At 55.7% G+C, this 17,583-nt stretch carries 20 protein-coding genes, 1 pseudogene and 1 riboswitch (2 of these 22 only partly in view); of the genes and pseudogenes, 20 read left to right on the plus strand and 1 reads right to left on the minus strand.

From position 1 onward, the window contains the following. The 20 genes and pseudogenes from rnc to QVO51_RS06810 all read left to right on the plus strand — a co-directional run. Window positions 1–319, plus strand: a pseudogene (gene rnc / locus QVO51_RS06715) (ribonuclease III); it begins 382 nt to the left of the window's first position. Continuing rightward, complete coding sequence (locus tag QVO51_RS06720; protein ID WP_022357756.1) at window positions 309–1,343, plus strand: elongator complex protein 3; 1,035 nt, start codon at window positions 309–311, stop codon at window positions 1,341–1,343. The pseudogene rnc and the gene QVO51_RS06720 overlap by 11 nt, the downstream one beginning before the upstream one ends. Beyond that, window positions 1,334–4,900, plus strand: coding sequence for a chromosome segregation protein SMC (smc, locus tag QVO51_RS06725; RefSeq protein ID WP_022357757.1), 3,567 nt, complete (start codon window positions 1,334–1,336; stop codon window positions 4,898–4,900). Before QVO51_RS06720 ends, smc begins: the two co-directional genes overlap by 10 nt. A 12-nt stretch (window positions 4,901–4,912) precedes the next feature. Continuing rightward, complete coding sequence (gene ftsY / locus QVO51_RS06730; RefSeq protein WP_022357758.1) at window positions 4,913–5,872, plus strand: signal recognition particle-docking protein FtsY; 960 nt, start codon at window positions 4,913–4,915, stop codon at window positions 5,870–5,872. Continuing rightward, window positions 5,844–6,443 (plus strand): XTP/dITP diphosphatase, encoded by a 600-nt coding sequence (locus tag QVO51_RS06735; protein WP_022357759.1) that lies wholly within the window; start codon window positions 5,844–5,846, stop codon window positions 6,441–6,443. The genes ftsY and QVO51_RS06735 overlap by 29 nt, the downstream gene beginning before the upstream one ends. Then, window positions 6,437–6,727: a ribosome assembly RNA-binding protein YhbY gene (gene yhbY / locus QVO51_RS06740; protein WP_022357760.1), complete on the plus strand. Its 291-nt coding sequence runs from the start codon at window positions 6,437–6,439 to the stop codon at window positions 6,725–6,727. Before QVO51_RS06735 ends, yhbY begins: the two co-directional genes overlap by 7 nt. After that, window positions 6,724–6,969: a nicotinate-nicotinamide nucleotide adenylyltransferase gene (locus QVO51_RS06745; RefSeq protein ID WP_022357761.1), complete on the plus strand. Its 246-nt coding sequence runs from the start codon at window positions 6,724–6,726 to the stop codon at window positions 6,967–6,969. Before yhbY ends, QVO51_RS06745 begins: the two co-directional genes overlap by 4 nt. Continuing rightward, on the plus strand, window positions 6,917–7,363 hold the full coding sequence (locus tag QVO51_RS06750; RefSeq protein ID WP_022357762.1) for a nicotinate-nicotinamide nucleotide adenylyltransferase: 447 nt from the start codon (window positions 6,917–6,919) through the stop codon (window positions 7,361–7,363). The genes QVO51_RS06745 and QVO51_RS06750 overlap by 53 nt, the downstream gene beginning before the upstream one ends. Before the next feature lie 9 nt (window positions 7,364–7,372). After that, window positions 7,373–7,969: a bis(5'-nucleosyl)-tetraphosphatase (symmetrical) YqeK gene (gene yqeK / locus QVO51_RS06755; RefSeq protein ID WP_022357763.1), complete on the plus strand. Its 597-nt coding sequence runs from the start codon at window positions 7,373–7,375 to the stop codon at window positions 7,967–7,969. Window positions 7,970–8,030: 61 nt separating this feature from the next. Further along, a complete protein-coding gene (locus QVO51_RS06760) occupies window positions 8,031–9,233 on the plus strand; it encodes an LCP family protein (RefSeq protein WP_049775518.1) in 1,203 nt (400 codons plus the stop codon). Window positions 9,234–9,248: 15 nt separating this feature from the next. Beyond that, a complete protein-coding gene (gene rsfS / locus QVO51_RS06765; RefSeq protein ID WP_022357765.1) occupies window positions 9,249–9,608 on the plus strand; it encodes a ribosome silencing factor in 360 nt (119 codons plus the stop codon). Window positions 9,609–9,627: 19 nt separating this feature from the next. Continuing rightward, window positions 9,628–9,957, plus strand: a complete 330-nt coding sequence (locus QVO51_RS06770; protein WP_015558337.1) for a hypothetical protein — start codon at window positions 9,628–9,630, stop codon at window positions 9,955–9,957. Window positions 9,958–10,032: 75 nt separating this feature from the next. Further along, on the plus strand, window positions 10,033–12,441 hold the full coding sequence (leuS, locus tag QVO51_RS06775) for a leucine--tRNA ligase (protein WP_022357766.1): 2,409 nt from the start codon (window positions 10,033–10,035) through the stop codon (window positions 12,439–12,441). A gap of 156 nt (window positions 12,442–12,597) precedes the next feature. After that, the gene (rpsU, locus tag QVO51_RS06780) at window positions 12,598–12,771 is read left to right on the plus strand and encodes a 30S ribosomal protein S21 (RefSeq protein WP_022357767.1); all 174 of its coding nucleotides are present in this window, start codon (window positions 12,598–12,600) and stop codon (window positions 12,769–12,771) included. A gap of 122 nt (window positions 12,772–12,893) precedes the next feature. Then, window positions 12,894–13,370, plus strand: coding sequence for a YqeG family HAD IIIA-type phosphatase (locus QVO51_RS06785; RefSeq protein WP_022357768.1), 477 nt, complete (start codon window positions 12,894–12,896; stop codon window positions 13,368–13,370). A 10-nt stretch (window positions 13,371–13,380) separates the two neighbouring features. Then, complete coding sequence (gene aroQ / locus QVO51_RS06790) at window positions 13,381–13,827, plus strand: type II 3-dehydroquinate dehydratase (RefSeq protein WP_022357769.1); 447 nt, start codon at window positions 13,381–13,383, stop codon at window positions 13,825–13,827. A gap of 77 nt (window positions 13,828–13,904) precedes the next feature. Next, window positions 13,905–14,462, plus strand: coding sequence for an elongation factor P (gene efp, locus QVO51_RS06795; RefSeq protein WP_015558341.1), 558 nt, complete (start codon window positions 13,905–13,907; stop codon window positions 14,460–14,462). Window positions 14,463–14,506: 44 nt separating this feature from the next. Beyond that, window positions 14,507–14,953 (plus strand): CD1247 N-terminal domain-containing protein, encoded by a 447-nt coding sequence (locus QVO51_RS06800; protein WP_022357770.1) that lies wholly within the window; start codon window positions 14,507–14,509, stop codon window positions 14,951–14,953. A 21-nt stretch (window positions 14,954–14,974) separates the two neighbouring features. Then, window positions 14,975–15,104: riboswitch (FMN riboswitch) on the plus strand. 69 nt (window positions 15,105–15,173) lie between these two features. Next, window positions 15,174–15,845 (plus strand): ECF transporter S component, encoded by a 672-nt coding sequence (locus QVO51_RS06805; RefSeq protein WP_015558343.1) that lies wholly within the window; start codon window positions 15,174–15,176, stop codon window positions 15,843–15,845. A 102-nt stretch (window positions 15,846–15,947) separates the two neighbouring features. Continuing rightward, window positions 15,948–17,153, plus strand: coding sequence for a glycoside hydrolase family 10 protein (locus tag QVO51_RS06810; protein ID WP_022357771.1), 1,206 nt, complete (start codon window positions 15,948–15,950; stop codon window positions 17,151–17,153). Here the strand turns inward: QVO51_RS06810 and metK are convergent. After that, on the minus strand, window positions 17,134–17,583 hold the 3' end of the coding sequence (metK, locus tag QVO51_RS06815) for a methionine adenosyltransferase (RefSeq protein ID WP_022357772.1). 744 nt of this gene lie beyond the right edge of the window; 450 of the gene's 1,194 nt are visible here — the last part of the coding sequence; the start codon falls outside the window, past its right edge — the gene reads right to left on this strand; the stop codon is at window positions 17,134–17,136. The two genes, QVO51_RS06810 and metK, sit on opposite strands and share 20 nt — an antisense overlap.

The raw sequence follows: 17,583 nt of genomic DNA on the forward strand, positions 1-17,583 counted from the left end.
TGCCGCCATTTTCCTGGATGGCGGACTGGAGGCGGCAACTCCCTATGTGCTGGGCTTTATCCCGGAGGATATCGACAGCCGCCGGACAGCAGCCTTTTCAGATTACAAGACCGTGCTGCAGGAAATCGTCCAGCAGAATCCGGAGGAGAAGGTGGAATATATGCTGGTCAAGCAGACCGGCCCGGATCACAACAAGGCATTCGTGGTGAACGTGTGCCTGAACTCCAACGTGATCGGCACCGGCACCGGCAGGAGCAAAAAGGAAGCCGAACAGATGGCGGCAAAGGAAGCGCTGGTTCTGATGGGCTATGAAGCATAAAAACCTGGCGATTTTCATTCCCCACCTGGGCTGTCCCCATCGGTGCAGCTTCTGCGACCAGCACTGCATCAGCGGCAGCGTCCATGCTCCCTCTCCGGAGGAGGTGACTGCCCTATGTCGGAATGCCTTGCCCTCTATGGGGGATCCGGCGCATACCCAGATCGCTTTTTTCGGCGGCAGCTTTACCGCTTTGCCCAGAGATTACATGCTGGAACTGCTGGAGGCGGTGCAGCCCTTTTTGCGGGATGGGCTTGCAGGGGGTATCCGGATCTCCACTCGGCCGGATTACATGGACAGGGAAACGGCGGCGCTGCTGGCGTCCTACGGGGTGACAGCTGTGGAGCTTGGAGCACAGAGCCTGTGGGATCCGGTACTGGAAGTGAACGAACGGGGGCATACCGCCCGGGATGTGTACCGGGCTGCCGCATGCGTCCGGGCACAGGGCATGGAACTGGGCTTACAGATGATGACCGGGCTGTATGGCAGTACCCCGGAAACGGATCTTGCCACCGGCAGAGGGTGCATTGCCATGAAACCGGACACCATGCGGATCTACCCCACAGTGGTGCTGCCCGGCACCAGGCTTGCCCGGCTGTATGCGGATGGGGCATATCCCATGCTGCCCCTTTCAGATATGATCGACCTGTGCGCACGGCTGCTGGAGGAATGCGCCACCGCCGGGATCCGGGTGATCCGCTGTGGGCTCCATGCCCAGGACGGGGTGTCGGAAAACCGGATCGCCGGGTATTACCACCCAGCCTTCCGGGAGCTTTGCGAAAGCCGCAAACTGCTGCGCCGGATGCAGGCACAGATCGGCACGCCGGAGCCGGGGCGCATCTATGTATTCCGGGTGCATCCTGCGGCACTGAGCCGGAGCATCGGCCATAAGGGCTGTAACCGGGCGTGGTTTGCACAGCAGGGGGCAGTGCTGCGGCTGATACAGGATCCGGCATGCGGCATGGAGGAATGCATATGGGAACCGGGCGCATCTGTCCATAGAAAGGAAACACTTGCATGTACTTGAAATCACTTGAGCTTCAGGGGTTTAAATCCTTCCCTGATAAAATCAAGCTGAGCTTTGACAAAGGATTGACTGCTGTAGTGGGACCGAACGGCAGCGGAAAAAGTAACATCGGCGACGCCGTGCGCTGGGTGCTGGGGGAGCAATCCACCAAGACCCTCCGGGGCAACAAGATGGAGGACGTTATTTTTTCCGGTACTGAGGCTCGAAAGCCTGTCGGTTTTGCGGCGGTGACCCTGACCATTGACAATGAACAGGGGGAACTGGCGTCGGAGGATCGGGAAGTCAGCGTGACCCGGCGGCTGTTTCGCAGCGGGGAAAGCGAATACCAGATCAACGGCAAGAATGTACGGCTCAAGGACATCAACGAGCTGTTCATGGATACGGGTCTGGGCAGGGACGGTTACTCCATCATCGGACAGGGCCGCATTGCGGAGATCGTAGGTGCCAAGAGCAATGAGCGCCGGGATATCTTCGAGGAGGCTGCCGGTATTTCCAAATTTCGCTATAAAAAGCAGGAGGCGGAGCGGCGGCTTCATGCAGCCCAGGAAAATCTGGTGCGGCTGACGGATATTGTGTCGGAGCTGGAGGGCAGAGTGGAGCCTTTGCGGATCCAGTCCGGCAAGGCGGAAAAATTCCTGGAGCTTGCCCAGCAGCGCAAGAGCCTGGAGATCTCCGTATGGGTGAACCGGCTGGATACCCTCCGGGAGAAGCTGGACGCCTTGTCGGAGGAGGCTCTGGTGGCAGCGGCGGAATATGAAAATCTGCAAAACGATATTGACCGGGAGGAAGCCAAGATTGCAGAGGGCTACACCCGGATGCAGGAAAGCGCCATGGGGGTGGAACGGCTTCGGGGGCAGATCCTGGAGATCGAGCAGAACAGCGCCGCTGTAAAGGCGGATATCGCAGTCAGCGAAAATGACATTCAGCACAGCCGGGCGCAGATTGCCCAGGCGGAGGAAAGCCATGCGGCAGAGCAGCTTTCCCGAACAGAACTGACAGAGCGCATCCGGGCACAGCAGCAGCGGATCGCAAAGCTGGAGCAGGATGCAAAGGACTTTGCGGCACAGATTCAGGAGGCACAGCAGGCATTCGCAGCCCAGGAGCAGGAGGCTGCTGCCGCCGGCAAGGCATATGACGAAGCAGGCAGTGCGGTGAATGCCCTGTATCTGGAGCAGAGTCAGCATCGCTTTACCCAGCAGGCCGCCCGGGAGCAGATCACCCAACTGAAGCAGACCCTGGAGGGGGGCGAGGATACTGCCGCCCGGCAGGCAGAGCAGTTCGCAGCCTATGAGGCCGCCCTGGATCAGTTGTCCAGGCAACTGGAGCAGGCGCAGAACCGGATCCGGGAGCAGGAAAACCGGTTGGGAGGCTATCAGCGGCTGTATGACAGCAAGATGCAGAAGCTCGCCCAGCAGCGGAAGGACTGGGAGGCTGCTACCCTGCGGCTGCGGGAAAAGCAGCAGCGCAGACGGCTGTTGCAGGATCTGGAAAACAGCATGGAGGGCTTTGGACGGAGCATCAAGGAGATTCTTCGTGCCGGAAAAAGCGGCAGGATCAGCGGCATTCACGGCAGTGTGGCACAACTGGTCAGCGTGAAGCCGGAATACGGGGTGGCCATCGAAACCGCACTGGGTGCTGCCATGCAGAATATCATTGTGGAAAACGAGGACATTGCCAAGCGCTGCATCCGCTATCTGAAGGAGCAGCGTGCCGGCAGAGCCACCTTCCTGCCCTTGACCTCCGTCCGGGGAAATCTGCTGCACGAGCCGAATCTATCCAGTATGGAGGGATTTGTGGCACTGGCGGCGGAATTGGTTGCCTGTGACGCAAAATACGAGGGAATATTCCGTTCCCTACTGGGACGAATCGCCATTGCGGAGGACATTGACTGTGCCACGGTCATCGCCAAACGGTTTGGCTATAAGTTCCGGATCGTGACCCTGGACGGGCAGGTCATCAATGCGGGAGGCTCCTTTACCGGTGGCTCCGCCGCCCATTCCAGCGGGGTGATCACCCGGAAAAATGAGCTGGATACCCTGGGGACGGAGATCGAAGCCCTGACCGCAGAGCAGGAGGGTCAGAGGGCTGCCGGGGAGCGGCTGAAGGCGGAAACCGATAAGCTGCGGTTTGATCTGGACAGTACCCGGGATGCGCTGTCCCAGGCACAGACGGAGGTCATCCGGCTGACGGCGGATCGTACTGCCAAGCAGGCACTGGCGGAATCCGCCCGACAGCAGGCAGCCACCCAGCAGGAACGGGTGGAGCATGCCAAGCAGAGTCTTGCCCGACAGGAACAACTGCTGGCGGAAGCCACCCAGGCATTGGAGCAGGTGGATCAGAGCATTGCCCGGCAGGAACAGGCGCTTTCTGCCCAACAGGATCTACGCAGCGGCTTGCAGCAGGCAAGAGAGGCACTTTCCGCACAGCTTGCCAAGCTGAAGCTGGGGCAGATGGAATGCGTGAAGGATCAGGAGTCCGCCCGCCGGGAGCTGGAGAATATGCAGCAGTCGGCGGAGCAGTCCCAGAGCCGGGCAGCTCAACTGCATGCAATGCTGAAAGAAGCGGAGCGGTTGATCGCACAGAAGGAGCAGGCGATTGCCCACAGCCAGGAAACCCTGTCCCGGATGCAGGCAGAAACGGAAGCATGCAGACAGGAGATCACCCGGCTCCAGGGGCAGCACGACAGCCAGCAGCAGTACATCAACCAGCTGCGGGAGGGAATGCGTGCTATCAATGAAGCCAAGGAAAAGCGTGCCGGAGAGGCGATGCGGATTGACGAGCGGAAGATCACAGCCCAGAAGGATTACGACAGCCTCATCATGCAGCTGCTGGAAACCTATGAGCTGACCCGTTCGGAGGCGGAGCAGCTGGCGGAGCCTTTGGAGGATCTGCAAAAGGCGCAGCAGACCCTGGCACAGATCAAGGGAAAGATCAAGGCACTGGGCAATGTGAACGTGGGCGCCATTGAGGAGTACCGGGAGGTATCCGAACGGTACACCTTCCTGTCCGCACAGGTGGCGGATGTGACCGGCTCCAAGCGGGAACTGGAAAAGCTGATCGAATCCCTGACAGAGGATATGTGCCGGATCTTTGCGGAAAGCTTTGTGCGGATCAACGACAATTTCAAGGCTATTTTCAAGGAGCTGTTCGGAGGCGGTCATGCGGAGCTGATTCTGACAGACCCGGAGCATGTACTGGAATCCGGCATCGAGATCAGCGTGGCGCCCCCTGGCAAGGTCATCAAGAATCTGATTTCCCTGTCCGGCGGCGAGCAATCCTTTGTGGCAATCTGTATTTATTTTGCGATTTTGAAGCTGCGTCCGGCGCCCTTCTGTATTCTGGATGAGATTGATGCAGCGCTGGATGAAGCAAATGTGCGCAAGTATGCGCAGTATCTGCACCGGTTCACGGAGCATACCCAGTTTGTTCTGGTCACGCACCGCCGCAGTGCCATGGAGGAAGCCAATGTGCTGTACGGCGTGACTATGCAGGCAGACGGCGTTTCCAGGCTCTTGAAGCTGGAACAGCCGGATCTGGACACCACGACACAGGCGTAAGGAGGTACACATATGGGATTATTCAGTAAAATCAAAGAGGGACTGCGGAAAACCAAGGAATCCATGATCAGCGGCATGCAGCGGGTGGTCAATTCCTTTACCAAGATCGATGAGGATCTGTTTGAACAGCTGGAGGAAACCATGATCATGAGCGACATGGGGGTGGAAACCTCTGTGGAGATTTGTGAAAAGCTGCGCAAGCGGGTCAAGGAGCGGGGCGTGACGGATCCGGGAAAGATTATGGAGCTGATCCAGGAGATCATTTCTGAAATGATGGGAGAGGATGTGGCACTGGATCTGTCTACCACGCCCTCCGTCATTCTGGTGATCGGGGTCAATGGCGCCGGCAAAACCACCACCATCGGCAAGCTGTGCCATCAGTACAAACAGCAGGGCAAAAAGGTGCTGGTGGCAGCAGCGGATACCTTCCGGGCAGCTGCCATTGATCAGCTGGAGGTCTGGACTCAGCGTGCCGGGGTGGATCTGGTGAAGCATGCGGAGGGCTCCGACCCGGCGGCAGTGGTGTTTGACGCTGTGACCGCTGCAAAGGCGAGAAAAACGGATGTACTGATCTGCGATACCGCAGGTCGGCTGCACAATAAAAAGAATCTGATGGAGGAGCTGCGGAAGATCAACCGGATCATCAATCAGCAGGCGGAGGGCTGCGCCGTGGAAACCCTGCTGGTGCTGGATGCCACCACCGGGCAGAATGCGGTCAACCAGGCACGGCTGTTTAACGAGGTGGCGGACATTACCGGCATCGTGCTGACCAAGCTGGATGGCACCGCAAAGGGCGGCATTGTGATTTCCATCAAGAACGAGCTGGGCATTCCGGTGAAGCTCATCGGTGTGGGAGAGCAGATCGACGATTTGCAGCCCTTTGACAGCCGCAGCTTTGTAACTGCATTGTTTGAACGGACGGACAAGGGAGAGGAGCAGGCAAATGAAGCAGATCATACTGGCGACGAATAATCAGAACAAGCTGCGGGAGATCTCCCAGATGCTGCGTCCCCTGGGCATTGAGGTACTGTCCCAGTCCCAGGCAGGGGTGCAGCTGGATGTGGAGGAGACCGGCACCACCTTTGCAGAGAATGCGGAGCTGAAGGCACGGGCATTTTATGAACAGACCGGGAAGCCGGTGCTGGCGGATGACAGCGGTCTGGCGGTGGATGCACTGAACGGGGCACCGGGGGTGTATTCCCATCGGTACGCCGGGGAGCATGCCACGGACGCAGACCGCTGTGCAAAGCTGTTGCAGGAGCTTTCCGGTGTGCCGGAGCAGCAGCGCACTGCCCGGTTTCTGTGTGCCATGTGCTATATTGACGCAACGGGCGATGCCCACAGCTTTCTTGGCAAGGTAGAGGGTATCATCGGCATGGTGCCGGAGGGGGAGAATGGCTTTGGCTATGACCCGGTATTCCGGTACCAGGGCAAGAGCTTTGCGGTACTGACGGCGGAGGAGAAGAATGCAGTCAGTCACCGGGCGGATGCCCTCCGGCAGGTGTATGGGTATTTGGAACAGGAAAGGGGTACAGTATGCTGACAAGCAAACAGCGTGCCGTTCTGCGGGGAATGGCAAACAGTATGGACACGATTTTTCAGGTGGGCAAGGGGGGCATCAGCGACACCCTGGTGGCACAGACTGACGATGCTCTTCGTGCCCGGGAGCTGATTAAGCTGCGGGTGCTGGAGAATTCCGGCTACACCGCCCGGGAGGCTGCGGAGCAGCTGGCAGAGCAGACCGGTTCTGAGGTGGTACAGGTCATCGGCAGCCGGTTCGTGCTGTACCGGCGCAATCCGAAAAAGCCGGTCATTGATCTGAAATGAGCCGCATTGCCCTGTTTGGCGGCAGCTTCAATCCCATCCACAACGGACACCTGCATCTGGCACAGACGGTTCACCAGCAGTGCGGACTGGATCGGATGCTGCTGATGCCTTCCGGCACGGCGCCTCATAAATCCTCTGATGCCTATGCCCCTGCTGCCGACCGGCTTGCCATGTGCCGGCTGGCATGCCATGTGCCGGCTGGCAGCGGAGCCTTATCCCTGGCTGGAGGTCAGCGATTATGAGCTGACCAAACCGGGCAAAAGCTATACGGTGGAGACCTTGCGGTATTTGCACAGTTGTTTCCCGGAGGATGCCCTGTTCCTGCTGACCGGCAGCGATATGCTGCTGAGCTTCGACAGCTGGTACTGTTGGCAGGAGATCCTGACCCTTGCAGGATTGCTCTGCGTATCCCGGGGCACGGAACCGGAGGATGTACTGCGCCAGAAGGCGGCGGAGCTTTCCTCCTATGGACAGGTCACAGTGGTGCATGCCAAGCCGCTTCCCATGTCTTCGTCACAAATCCGTCACAAAATTGAGCTTTGCCGAAAATTTTCTTGCTATTTGCCGGAAAACGTAGTACAATATATAATGTTGCACAGACTGTACGGTGTGTGCAGCGGTGAGAGCATTGTTTGAGGTGATCGCTTGTATCATTTTGATGAAAACAGGGCGTTCCTGAAGGCACGCCTTTCTAAAAAAAGGTATACCCATTCGCTGAACGTTGCCCATGAGGCACAGCGCCTGGCAGAGCTTTACGGAGAGGATCCGGAAAAAGCCTACTTTGCCGGGCTGATGCATGATGTGTGCAAGGAACTGCCTGCGGAGGAACAGGAGGAACTGGTTCGGGCAAGCAGCTTCGTAGTTTCCAAGGAGGAGCTTGTCACCAAGCCCGTGTGGCATGGCATTGCCGGTGCGTACTTTCTTCAGGTGCGCATGGGAGTGACGGATCCGGATGTGCTGAATGCTGTTCGGTATCACACAGTGGGCAGAGCCGGCATGACCCGGCTGGAGGAGATCGTGTACCTGGCGGATCTGATCTCCGAGGATCGTACCTATGATGGCGTGGAGCAGATGCGGCAGCTTTGTCTGACCAGCATCAACGCCGCCATGCTGGAGGGGATACGGTTCTCCATGGAAACCACACTGAAAAAGGGCGGATATCTGCCTCCGGTTACAGTTGAGGCTTACAATCAGTATATTTTCTGTGAGAAGCAGGAGAAGCATCACAAGACGAAGACGTGACGGGCAGTTGCAAAGCAAGGGAAAGGAGAGCAGATCTGCGCAGCGGATCTGAAATAGAAACATGGCAAAAAGGACACAGAAGCGCTCCGGTGGGGGCAAGATGGAATACAGAAGCCGCCGACGCAAAAGAATGACCATCGGAGAAAAGCTGGGAGCCGTGGGCGCAGTGATCGGCGCTCTGGTGATCATCATCTGTATGGTGCTGTATATTCCCTTTATCAAGGTAGATGGGGAACAGATTTCCCTGATGCAGATGTTCAAGGATTCCAAGCCTCTGGAGAGCATGGAGGGGGAGCTTTCTTCCAAGACTTCTTCTTATGAAGTGCGCAGTGAGGTGGACAGCACCCTGGACGACGGATTGGATCTGGATCAGCTGGTAGAAGGACAGTTCACCATTTTGTTCTGCGGCTTTGACGAGGGCAGATCCAATACGGACGTGAATATGCTGGCAGTGTGCGACATCGCCGCCAATACCATCAACATTTTGCAGATTCCCCGGGACAGCTATGTGCCGGATTATACCTCCTTTAAGGCTGGGAAATTCAACAGCGTGTACTCCATGGGGGACAGCTCCAAGTCCAAGATCCAGCGGACAGTGGACTGCGTGGAGGAAACCTTCGGGATCCCGGTGGATCGTTATGTGACCACCGGCTGCTCGGATATTGTAGACATTGTGGATCTGATGGGGGGCGTGGAAGTGGATATGCCCTATACCATTCAGTATGAAGCGGACAAGATCATCAATGCAGGCCCCCAGGTGCTTAGCGGACAGAAGGCGGAGTGGCTGGTGCGGTATCGGCATGGCTATAACGAAGGGGATATCGGTCGTATGCAGGCGCAGCGGATCTTTATGGCTGCCATGATGAACAAGGTATGCGAGACTGGTACTCTGACCATGATGGGCTATATGAAGAAGATCTATGACAACCAGTGGATCGGTACGGATCTGAGCATCGATGAAATGAGCAAGCTGTCCGATTTTGCCATTGCGGTGGGCATGGAAAACATCAGCATGTACATGCTGCCGGGAGAGGGCTACAACTATACACCCCCGGGGTACAAAAAGCCCTATTCCGTTTATACCATCCACAAGTCGGTGACTGAAGAACTGCTCAATGAGCATTTCCGTCCCTATCTGAAGAAGGAATACGATCTGCCGATTACGGAGCTTGTCAAGGAAGGCAGCTACAAGACCTCGGCTTATGATAACAACAATACCAACCTGGAGGATGTTCACAACGGGGATACCTTCGGAGGTAAATAACAAGGGAGGATGTCTATGACAGCAAAAGAAAAGCTGGAAGTGATCGTGCGTGCACTGGATATGAAGCGTGGTGAAAATATACAGGTTCTGGAGATCTCGGATCTGACCATTCTGGCGGATTATTTTGTGATCGTCAACGGAACCAGCAATACCCATGTAAAGACCCTGGCGGATGAAGCGGAGTTCAAGCTCAGCGAAAAAGGCGTGGAGCCGCTCCGGACGGAGGGCTACCAGAGTGCCTCCTGGATCATTCTGGACTATGGGGACATTGTAGTGCATGTATTTATGAAGGATGCCCGCAGTCTGTATCAGCTGGAGAACCTATGGGCGGACGGTACAGTAGTGGATATCACATCCTATCTGACCAAGGAATAAGGCAACGGGAGGGGTTCCTATGCAAACCAGTGGAAAGGCCATTAGCCTTGTTGCCGCCTGCTATATGATCGCAAAACAGGTGCTGAACGGGCTGCTGGGCGGCTTTGACGTAGGCATGCTGGTGGTGACGGTGGCATTTGCCGTGTGCCTGTTGTACGGGGTACGGTATATGAACTATGTGACTGGCGTATGGCTGGCGGCGGTGGCAATCTACTACCTGCCGGGCAATCTGAAGGGGCTGTCCAACGGAACGCTTTTGTATCTGCTGGAGGGCGTGGTGGATTTGTTCTTTGCGTTTCTGCTGCTGTGGCACAGAGGCGTGCGGCAGCGGTTTACTATGCGGCATTGAGCAAAATATGATAGCAGGCACGGCTGAACAGGTCTGTCTGATGATAGAATCATTTTCAGAAAGAGTGGAGCAAGTATGAGCAAATACGATTTTACGGCGATTGAAAAGAAGTGGCAGAAATACTGGGAGGAGCATCATACCTTTGCAGCCGGTACGGACTATTCCAAGCCCAAGTTCTACGCACTGGTAGAGTTCCCGTATCCCTCCGGACAGGGTCTGCACATCGGGCATCCCCGTCCCTATACGGCAATGGATATCGTATCCAGAAAGCGGCGACTGGAGGGCTACAACGTGCTGTTCCCTATGGGCTGGGATGCATTCGGTTTGCCCACCGAGAACTATGCCATCAAGAATAAGATCCACCCTGCCATTGTCACCAAGAACAACATTGCCCACTTCAAGGCACAGCTCCAGTCCCTGGGTCTGTCCTTTGATTGGGATCGGGAGATCAATACCACGGATCCGGAGTATTTCAAGTGGACCCAGTGGATTTTTTTGCAGATGTTCAAGAAGGGTCTTGCATACAAGAAGGAAATGTCTGTAAACTGGTGTACCTCCTGCAAGGTGGTGCTGGCCAACGAGGAAGTGGTCGGCGGTGTATGTGAGCGCTGCGGCGGTGAGGTCATTCACAAGGTCAAGTCCCAGTGGATGCTGAAGATCACCGAGTATGCACAGCGCCTGCTGGACGACCTGGCAGAGGTCAACTACCTGGATAAGATCAAGGCCACCCAGATCAACTGGATTGGCCGCTCCACCGGCGCAGAGGTGGATTTCACCACCACCACCGGGGAGACGCTGACAGTGTATACCACCCGGCCGGACACGCTGTTCGGCGCAACCTATATGGTTATTTCTCCGGAGCATCCTTACATTGAAAAGTGGGCGGATAAGCTGTCCAATATGGAGGAAATCCGGGCGTACCAGGAAAAGGCGGCAAGAAAGTCTGATTTTGAGCGGACGGAAATGGCAAAGGATAAGACCGGCGTAGAGCTGAAGGGCATCCGTGCCATCAATCCGGTAAACGGCAGAGAGATTCCCATCTTTATCTCCGATTATGTACTGATGACCTATGGTACCGGTGCCATTATGGCGGTTCCGGCGCATGATACCCGTGACTATGACTTTGCAAAGGTGTTCCACCTGCCCATCATTGAAGTGGTTGCAGGGGGGGATATCGAAAAGGAGGCGTTCACCGACTGTGCCACCGGCAAAATGGTGAACAGCGGCTTCCTGGATGGGCTTTCTGTGGAGGAGGCCAAGGTCAAGATCAAGGAATGGCTGAAGGAAAACGGCAAGGGTCACGAAAAGGTCAACTACAAGCTCCGTGACTGGGTATTCTCCCGGCAGAGATACTGGGGTGAGCCCATCCCGATTGTATACTGTGAAAAGTGCGGTTATGTGCCCCTGCCGGAGTCTGAGCTGCCGCTGACTCTGCCGGAGGTGGATAGCTATATGCCCACTGACAACGGGGAAAGCCCGCTGTCCACTCTGGACAGCTTCATCAACACCACCTGCCCCCACTGCGGCGGCCCTGCAAAGCGGGAAACGGACACCATGCCCCAGTGGGCTGGTTCCTCCTGGTACTACCTGCGTTACTGCGATCCCAAGAATAAGGAGTGCCTGGCATCCAAGGAGGCGTTGGACTACTGGATGCCGGTGGATTGGTACAATGGCGGTATGGAGCATACCACCCTGCATCTGCTGTACTCCCGGTTCTGGCACAAGTTCCTGTACGATATTGGCGCAGTGAGCCAGAAGGAGCCCTACATGCGCCGCACCTCCCACGGTATGATCCTGGGGGAGGACGGACAGAAGATGTCCAAGTCCCGGGGCAATGTCATCAACCCGGATGAGGTAGTTGCACAGTATGGTGCCGATACCCTGCGCCTGTACGAGATGTTCATCGGGGACTTTGAAAAGACCGCTCCCTGGAGTCCTTCCAGCATTCGTGGCTGCAAGCGGTTCCTGGATCGTGTATGGGCATTGCAGGATATGCTCACCGACGGAGAGGAATACCGTCCGGAGACCCGTGCCCTGATGCACAAGACCATCAAGAAGGTTTCTGAGGATATCGAAAATCTGAAGTTCAATACGGCGATTGCCTCCATGATGGCGCTCATCAACGAGATCTACGCACTTGGCTCCATCAACCGGGCAGAGCTGCGGACACTGCTTCTGCTGCTGAATCCCTTTGCGCCCCATATGACTGAGGAAATGTATGAGGTTCAGAATCTGGGCGGTGTGCTGAATGAGCAGAAGTGGCCCACCTTTGATCCGGCACTGTGCGTGGATGAAATGGTAGAACTGGTGGTACAGATCAACGGAAAGGTTCGCTCCAGATTGCAGGTTCCGGTGGACAGTGCGCAGGCGGATGTGCTGGAAAAAGCCAAAGCGGAGCCGAAGATCCAGGATGCTTTGCAGGGCAAGCAAATCGTCAAGGAGATATATGTACAAAATAAGCTCGTGAATTTTGTAGCAAAATAACAAATTTGCATTTTGGTCAGATTCCTGCTTGACAAGCAGGAAAGATTGTGATAAAATATAATACGTATTATAAATGGCTTGGGATGCTGACTTAGCCGCCCATCCGGGCAGCTGGGATAGATAGCCTCTGTCTTTGGGACAAAGGGAGGGAGTATAGTGGCAGAAATTCGTGTCGGCAAGAATGAATCCTTGGACACTGCACTGAAAAGATTTAAGAGATCCTGTGCAAAGGATGGCGTGATTGCAGAGGTTCGTAAAAGAGAACACTACGAAAAGCCTTCGGTAAAGCGTAAGAAGAAGTCCGAAGCAGCTCGTAAGCGCAAGTTCTAATCACAGCGATCAGTAAAGACGGACTTTTTGACAAAGTCCGTCTTTCTTTTTCCAGGCAGCACCCCACGGAGCTTGTGTCGTGCTGCTCCAAGACCATGACCAACCCCACAGGAGGAGTATCAATGTTTCATGCTACAGTCGCATTGCGCAGCGTGTTGCAGATCCAACCGGGTCTGTTGCGGCAATATGGGATCCGAGGCTTGATGCTGGATCTGGACAATACACTGACTACCCACGACAATCCTGCACCGGCAGAGGGCGTATTGAGCTGGATCGGTGTGATGCGGCAGGCGGGGATCGCCATGATGATCGTCTCCAACAACCGGTCCCATCGGGTGCAGCCATTCGCTGCGGCACTGGGATTGCCCTTTGTGGCGGAGGGGGCAAAGCCCCTGCCCAGAGGCTTCCGGCTGGCGCAGAAGCGCATGCAGCTGCCTTTTTCCCAACTGGCAGTGGTAGGCGATCAGATCTTTACGGACATTCTGGGCGCAAACCTGTGCGGGGTCAAGTCCATTTATGTGCGCCCCATTCAGTATGAAAACAAGGGCTTTTTGCGGGTGAAGCGCTGGCTGGAACGGCCGTTTCTGCCAAAGGTATAAGGAGGAGCATATGCGTATTCTGGTGATTCATGGGCCGAATCTGAACCTGCTTGGGGAGCGGGAGCCGGGCATCTACGGCAAGAACGACCTTGCCCATGTGAACGGTGTAATCCTGACCCGGGCGAAGGAGCTGGGGGTGGAATGCGAGGTGTTCCAGTCCAACCATGAGGGAGAGATCCTGGATCGTCTCCACGAAGCACGCCACGCCTTTGACGGGGTGGTGCTGAACGCCGGGGCGTATACCCACTACAGCTACGCCATCCGGGATGCCATTGCTGCCATCCGGATTCCCTGTGTGGAGGTACACATCAGCAACGTTCACGCCCGGGAGGAATTCCGGCACACCTCCGTGATCGCTCCTGCATGCCTGGGTGTGGTATGCGGCTTTGGGGGTGACAGCTACCTGCTGGCGCTGGAGGGGCTGGTGCGGCATTGCGCCGGACAAAAAACTTTGTGAAAACCCCTTGTCAAACGGGAAGAAATGTTGTATAATAAGGCTATATTTGTGTAACATCTTTTTTGGAGGTTTAATGTATGATTTCAGCTGGCGATTTTAGAAACGGTATCACCTTTGAGCTGGACGGCCAGGTGGTTCAGGTTATCGAATTTCAGCATGTAAAGCCTGGTAAGGGCGCTGCTTTTGTTCGTACCAAGTATAAGAATGTCATTACCGGCAGTGTGGTTGAGCGTTCCTTCAACCCTTCCGATAAGTATCCCACTGCGTTCATTGAAAGAAAGGATATGGAATTCAGCTACAGCGATGGGGATCTGTATTATTTTATGGACACAGAGACCTACGAGATGCTGCCCATCAACAAGGATATGCTGGGTGCGTCCTTTAAGTTTGTCAAGGAGAACATGCCTGTAAAGGTTCTGTCCTACAAGGGTAACGTATTCGGCATTGAGCCCCCCAACTTTGTAGAGCTGCAGGTTACCCAGACTGATCCGGGCTTCAAGGGCAATACTGCCACCAACGCACTGAAGCCTGCAACACTGGAAACCGGTGCAGAGATCAAGGTTCCGCTGTTTATCAACGAAGGCGATATGATCCGTGTAGATACCCGTACCGGCGAGTACATGGAGCGCGCATAAATCCACCCGACGATTCACGCTGACGAGGGAAAGGAGTCTTAAACATGAAGCTGACCGAGAAAATGTCTTATTTGCAGGGCCTGTTGGACGGTCTGGAAGTGGACACTTCCACCAAGGAGGGCAAGGCACTGGTGCAGATGTCTGATGTGATGCAGGAAATGGTAATGTATGTAGAGGATCTGCAGGCACAGGTGGATGAACTCACTGAGTTGTGCGATATTCTGGATGCAGACCTGGGCGATGTGGAAGAAGAAGTGTTTGACCTGGATGACGATTGCTGCTGCGAGGATGATGACTGCGACTGTGATTTCGACGATGAGGACGAAATGTATGAGGTTTGCTGTCCCAGCTGCGGAGACACCATCCTGCTCAACGACAGCATTCTGGAGGAAGGCTCCATGGAATGTCCCAACTGCGGCGAAACACTGGAGTTTGACTACGATGATCTGGTAATCGAGGACGCAGAGGATTCTGAAGACACAGACGAGTAAACGCTCCGAAAACTGAATAGAAGAACGTTTCAGGGCGAGGTGTAATTCCTCACCGGTGGTGATGCGGCATGCTGCAAAGTCCACGAGCCGAAAGGCTGAATCGGTGCAAATCCGATACCGACGGTTATAGTCCGGATGAGAGAAACAAAACGCAAAAGTGCGTTTTTTCGCCCATACTGCAATGGTATGGGCGTTTTTCATTGGTAAAGGAGTTTTGAATATGGAACACACAACCCACAGCACACGCACAAGGGCAAAATTGGATGTCAAGCAGTTGGTGGTATTGGCACTGCTTTCTGCCATGGCGTTTATCTCTCTGTTTTTGGTGGATATTCCGGTGTACGGATTTTTGTCCTATGAGCCAAAGGATATTTTCATCACTCTGGGTGGCTTCCTCTACGGTCCCATGGCAACCGTGTTTATGTCCGTGGTAATTTCCTTTTTGGAATTTGTCACCATCAGCACCACCGGTCCCATCGGGCTTCTGATGAACATCATTTCTACGGTAGCTTTTGCTGCCCCCGCTGCTGTCATTTACCGGCGGCATCGCACCATGTCTATGGCGCTCCTGAGCCTGTTCAGCGGCACGGTGCTGATGACGGGAGTTATGCTCCTATGGAACTATCTGGTGACCCCCCTGTATATGGGTACACCCAGAGATGTGGTGGCGTCCATGCTTCTGCCTGTGTTCCTGCCCTTTAATCTGGCGAAGGCAGGGCTGAACGGTGCGCTGACCTTGTTGCTGTATAAACCCTTTGTGACCATGTTGCGGATGCTACACTTCGCTGAACCCAGCGTACAGCCCACTGGTTCCCGCCGGGTGAGCGTATTTTCCATTCTGGTGGCAGCCTTCCTGCTGATCACCTGTGTGGCATTCATTGTTGTACACTAAGGCAACGTTGCACATAGTTTGACTGACGGCTTTGCACGGTATTGTCTGAACCACATAAACCAGAACCCCTCCGCATATATTGATGACGGAGGGGTTCTTTTTATGAAACGGTATATTTGCCTGTTGGCAGTATTTTTGATGGGATGCACCCCCGGAACCGGCAGAATCACTCCCGGCATGGGTATGCGTCTGGAGCTTCAGGAGCAGACAGCAGAGCAGCTGCATCTTCCTGTGCAGCAGTCCGGATCTCCGGTGGTTGCGGCATGGCTGACGGCGGTTTCTCTGTCGGACATGCTCAAGGGGGCTACGGAAGCGGCATATCGTGCCGCTGTACACCAGGAGCTGACCTGGCTATGTGAGAATGGTTTTACGGATGTGTTCGTGCAGGTGCGCAGCAATGGAGACGCCTATTACCGATCCCGGGTGTATCCCAGGGCTGCATCCTGGAGCCAGGATTTTGACCCGTTTCAGGTGTTCCTGGAGGAAAATCAGCAGGTAGGCTTGCAGGTGCATGCCTGGATCAATCCCTACCGGTGCCAGACCGCCGGGCAGATGTTGAAGATTCCGGATACATATCCCACCCGTATGTGGGCACAGGAACAGGCAGAACCCATTGTACAGGTGTCCGGCAGATGGTATCTGAACCCGGCAGATGCGCATGCTCAGGCACTGATCTGTACGGGGGCACAGGAGCTTCTGGACGGGTATGACATCGCCGGGCTGCACATTGACGACTACTTTTACCCCACCACGGAGCCGGAGTTGGACGCCGCTGCCTTTGCCGCATCCCGGTCGGAGGATCTGACAGCATGGCGTACAGAGCAGGTAAACACGCTTGTAGCCGCTCTGTATGCCCAAGCCCATGCAGCAGACAGGATCTTCAGCATCAGCCCCCGGGGAGATCCCGCAGCCAGCGCACAGCTGCTGTATGCAGACCCGGAGACCTGGTGCAGTCAGTCGGGCTACTGTGACTGGATCCTACCGCAGCTATACTATGGCTTTGACAATGAGACCTGCGGTTTTGCGGAGATGCTTGCCCTTTGGCAGGGGATGGTGCAAACCGATGGGGTGCGGCTGATCCCCGGCATCTGTACCTACAAGGTGGGACAGGCAGACGACTGGGCAGGCACCGGCAGAATGGAATGGCTCACAGAGCAGGAGATCCCGGCACGGCAGGCTGCTGCAGTGCTGGAGGCAGGGCTGAACGGGGTGGCAGTATACAGCAGTGCCTCCACCCGGGAACTGGATGCTCCGGAGATGGAGGCGCTGAAACAACAGCTATGCAGGTTTACGCAAGAGCCGCCTTGAGGGCGTCCACCATGTCAGTGCGCTCCCAGGCAACCTGTAAGTCCTCACGACCCATATGACCATATGCAGCCAGCTGCCGGTACTGGGGCTTCTTCAGCTTCAGCTTGCGGATGATAGCAGCTGGTCGCAGGTCAAACACCTTGTCCACAGCCTTTGCAATGGCGCTTTCGTCCGCCTTGCCGGTGCCGAAGGTGTCCACCAGAATGGAAACCGGCTTTGCCACGCCGATGGCGTAAGCCAGCTGCACCTCGCACTTGTCTGCCAGTCCTGCGGCGACAATGTTCTTGGCAATGTACCGTGCTGCGTATGCGGCGGAGCGGTCAACCTTTGTGGGATCCTTGCCGCTGAAAGCGCCGCCCCCGTGCCGGGAATAGCCCCCGTAGGTGTCCACGATGATTTTTCTGCCGGTCAGACCGCTGTCCCCCTGGGG

The organism is Ruminococcus sp. CAG:379, assembly GCF_000434255.1.
In the GTDB taxonomy this organism is placed as follows: domain Bacteria; phylum Bacillota; class Clostridia; order Oscillospirales; family Ruminococcaceae; genus Ruminococcus_F; species Ruminococcus_F champanellensis.

Bases quoted from the DNA above. Each gene is read 5' to 3' on its own strand.
- QVO51_RS06720 (WP_022357756.1), top strand. From the start codon at position 309: ATGAAGCATAAAAACCTGGCGATTTTCATTCCCCACCTGGGCTGTCCC.
- smc (WP_022357757.1), top strand. From the start codon at position 1,334: ATGTACTTGAAATCACTTGAGCTTCAGGGGTTTAAATCCTTCCCTGAT.
- ftsY (WP_022357758.1), top strand. From the start codon at position 4,913: ATGGGATTATTCAGTAAAATCAAAGAGGGACTGCGGAAAACCAAGGAA.
- QVO51_RS06735 (WP_022357759.1), top strand. From the start codon at position 5,844: ATGAAGCAGATCATACTGGCGACGAATAATCAGAACAAGCTGCGGGAG.
- yhbY (WP_022357760.1), top strand. From the start codon at position 6,437: ATGCTGACAAGCAAACAGCGTGCCGTTCTGCGGGGAATGGCAAACAGT.
- QVO51_RS06745 (WP_022357761.1), top strand. From the start codon at position 6,724: ATGAGCCGCATTGCCCTGTTTGGCGGCAGCTTCAATCCCATCCACAAC.
- QVO51_RS06750 (WP_022357762.1), top strand. From the start codon at position 6,917: ATGTGCCGGCTGGCAGCGGAGCCTTATCCCTGGCTGGAGGTCAGCGAT.
- QVO51_RS06760 (WP_049775518.1), top strand. From the start codon at position 8,031: ATGGCAAAAAGGACACAGAAGCGCTCCGGTGGGGGCAAGATGGAATAC.
- rsfS (WP_022357765.1), top strand. From the start codon at position 9,249: ATGACAGCAAAAGAAAAGCTGGAAGTGATCGTGCGTGCACTGGATATG.
- QVO51_RS06770 (WP_015558337.1), top strand. From the start codon at position 9,628: ATGCAAACCAGTGGAAAGGCCATTAGCCTTGTTGCCGCCTGCTATATG.
- leuS (WP_022357766.1), top strand. From the start codon at position 10,033: ATGAGCAAATACGATTTTACGGCGATTGAAAAGAAGTGGCAGAAATAC.
- QVO51_RS06785 (WP_022357768.1), top strand. From the start codon at position 12,894: ATGTTTCATGCTACAGTCGCATTGCGCAGCGTGTTGCAGATCCAACCG.
- aroQ (WP_022357769.1), top strand. From the start codon at position 13,381: ATGCGTATTCTGGTGATTCATGGGCCGAATCTGAACCTGCTTGGGGAG.
- efp (WP_015558341.1), top strand. From the start codon at position 13,905: ATGATTTCAGCTGGCGATTTTAGAAACGGTATCACCTTTGAGCTGGAC.
- QVO51_RS06800 (WP_022357770.1), top strand. From the start codon at position 14,507: ATGAAGCTGACCGAGAAAATGTCTTATTTGCAGGGCCTGTTGGACGGT.
- QVO51_RS06805 (WP_015558343.1), top strand. From the start codon at position 15,174: ATGGAACACACAACCCACAGCACACGCACAAGGGCAAAATTGGATGTC.
- QVO51_RS06810 (WP_022357771.1), top strand. From the start codon at position 15,948: ATGAAACGGTATATTTGCCTGTTGGCAGTATTTTTGATGGGATGCACC.